This is a genomic window from Actinoplanes cyaneus, from assembly GCF_016862095.1.
In the GTDB taxonomy this organism is placed as follows: domain Bacteria; phylum Actinomycetota; class Actinomycetes; order Mycobacteriales; family Micromonosporaceae; genus Actinoplanes; species Actinoplanes cyaneus.
In genome coordinates this window covers 1-2491 of sequence record NZ_BOMH01000142.1, presented here as the reverse complement: position 1 = coordinate 2491, position 2491 = coordinate 1, and the positions used below count along the sequence as shown (strand labels likewise).

Here is a 2491-nt window from a genome sequence, read left to right as displayed (position 1 = left end):
AGCATCGATCAGTGCTGAAGCCGGTAGGCGGGAGGGCGGGCTGTCACCTTCGGCATTTTGCTCACCGGCCTCGCCCGAGCCCGGAGGCGGCCAGGTCGAGACGGCTGCGACGCAAGCCCAGCGGACTCACGCCATACCAGCGGCGGACCGCCCGGCTCAGCGACGACTGATCAGTCAGCCCGACCATGGCGGCGACCTGACCCAGAGGTGCCCCGGTGGCGGTGATCAGGTGATAGGCGGCGTCCTTACGGACCTCGTCGCGCAGCTCGCCGAAGGTCGTACCGGCCTGTGACAGCCGCCGCTCGACGGTCCGCGGGTGGGTCCGCAACTGGCGAGCGATCTCCGGCAGGCTCGCCGAGCGGGTGCCGATCGATTGACCCAGCAGGCGCACCACCTCGTCCTCGATGCGCAGCTCGGGGCTCGGGTAGTGCTGACGCATGTACTCCCGCAACGCCTCCCGGACGAACGGGTCGGCGCCGGTGACCGGGACGCCACCGGCAGTCCGCGCAATGCGCAGAGCGCTGCTCCGCTGGTCGAATCGGGTCTGCACCCCGTAGAACTCCTGGTACCGGTTCAACGCCGCTGGTGGCCGATGGGCGAGATGGACGGCGACCAAGCCGTACTCACCCCCGGACAGCAGCCCGAGAACCCGATGCAGCAAGCCCAGTGACAGGTCGGCGACCTGCGGCAGCAGCGGGCCGATCAGGCAATCGAAGCGAACCGACCGCAGCTCCGGCCGGTCGGCGACGGGCTCGGCCGTGACGGCGAGCGAAGGGCTGTGGACGAACAGGAACCGGGTGATGGCGTCGATGGCGTCGCTGATCGTCAACGAGTGCTGGATGACGGTGGCCAGGCGGCCGAGCACCGCGAAATCTTGCCGGGCGGCCAGCCGAAGCCCCAGGTCGGGACAGTTCAGCTCGGCCGCGAAGGCCTCCAGGACCTCGCCCGCCGTCCGCGCCCGAACCATCTCGTCGGCGCTGTCGAGGACGGCCGGCACCACGTCGAACCGGCCGAGCATGGACGCCGCGTCGCCGCCGAGCTCCTGGACGAGTTCCGGGAGACCGCGCAGACCTGCCGCACGCACCATCACGCTCATGTCGTCTCCGGTCAAATCTTCGTCGCCCGCAGACAAGCCCCGGGCAGTCGTGAGCAGCACGCTTGTCGCCATGGCGAAGCAACCCGGCGAACCGGTGATCGACGATACGCTTCCCGGCCCGGCTGCCGGCCCGGTCGCCGATCGCCGACCCGGCATCTCCGCTCCTGTGCACCGGCGTGCGACCGGAGACGCATCATCAGCCGTCATCCTCGTCCGGCTCGGACCACTGGCATCGGCCTATTGGTGACCGGACGCCGGCGGCCGGGGTGTCACCTCGTGAATCTGCCGCCGGTGGGTCGCGGCGGTGTGGCCCCACCACCGGCGGACGCATCGGCTGAGAACCGCCGGCTCGGCGAAGTCCAGGTGGGTGGCGATCACGGACAGCGGCAGCTCGGTGCCGGTCAGCAAGCAATGGGCGCGTTCCCGGCGTACGCAATCGAGGATCTCGGCGAAGGAGAGCCCCTCGTCGGCGAGGGCACGCTGGATCGTGCGCGGTTGCAGCGCGATCACCCGCGCCACGTCGGCCAGCGCTGTCGACCGCACGCCGAGCCGGTCGCTCAGCGCGTTCCGCACCCGCCAGGCCAGGCCGGAGCGCTCGGCCTGACCGGACAGCACCCCGGCGGGCACCCGGAGCACGGCGGACCGGCTCCCGAACCGGACCTTGGCCCCGAACGCCTCGCTGTAACCGTGCGTCCCGCCGGGCGCGGTGCCGGGCAGGTGGACCGACCGCGGACCGTAGTCGCCGCGCAACCGGCGCAGGCCGTGATGCAGGACGAGCAGCGCCGGGCCGGGCTGCGGCACGTCGTCGGGCAGGCGCAGGCCGACGACCTGCCGCGCGCCGCAGGGATCGGCCACCACGGAGAACTCCGCCAGTTCCGCCAGCTGCGACGTCACTGTCGTCGTAGCCGGGCCCGGATACTGACCGGACCGGTCCCGGGTCCCCGAATGCCCCCGGCGAACGTCCTCCGAGACAACAGTGACCACATCACCGACAACGTTCACGCGGATTCCTCCCATAGCAGGCCACCAGGAAAGACGATGCGTTCACGCGCTGGTTCACACCAGGGCGCAGGAAACTCCCGCCGCGCAGGCGGCGACGCCGTCCCGGCCGGGCAGATCACGCCGTCAACTTACCCGGCGAAGCGCCGGTGAGCCGATCCCGGCCATCGCGCACCCGGGGAGGTGTGAGCCACTAGTCGTCGTCCTGGATCAATGCCCACGGTCGGCTTCCTCCCTAGCGTCGTCGGCGTGAGCAACGAGACTGAAGTGATCATCGTCGGGGCCGGGCCGGTCGGCCTGATGCTCGCCGCCGAACTGCGGCTGGCCGGGGTGTCCACGGTCGTGCTGGAGCGGGCGGACGCACCGGGCGTACATCCCCGGGCCCTCGGCCTGCAC

Annotated in this window: 3 protein-coding genes; 1 reads left to right on the top strand and 2 read right to left on the bottom strand. The window is 71.1% G+C overall.

Annotated features, from left to right (window positions below):
• Positions 1 to 61: 61 nt before the first annotated feature.
• Both Acy02nite_RS46025 and Acy02nite_RS46020 read right to left on the bottom strand, forming a co-directional pair.
• A complete protein-coding gene (locus Acy02nite_RS46025) occupies positions 62 to 1096 on the bottom strand; it encodes an AraC family transcriptional regulator (RefSeq protein WP_203756708.1) in 1035 nt (344 codons plus the stop codon).
• Positions 1097 to 1333: 237 nt separating this feature from the next.
• On the bottom strand, positions 1334 to 1990 hold the full coding sequence (locus Acy02nite_RS46020) for a helix-turn-helix domain-containing protein (RefSeq protein ID WP_203756699.1): 657 nt from the start codon (positions 1988 to 1990) through the stop codon (positions 1334 to 1336).
• A gap of 318 nt (positions 1991 to 2308) precedes the next feature.
• On the opposite strand from Acy02nite_RS46020, the gene Acy02nite_RS46015 reads away from it, so the two are divergent.
• A partial coding sequence (locus Acy02nite_RS46015; RefSeq protein ID WP_203756696.1) for an FAD-dependent oxidoreductase occupies positions 2309 to 2491 on the top strand: 183 nt, incomplete at its 3' end.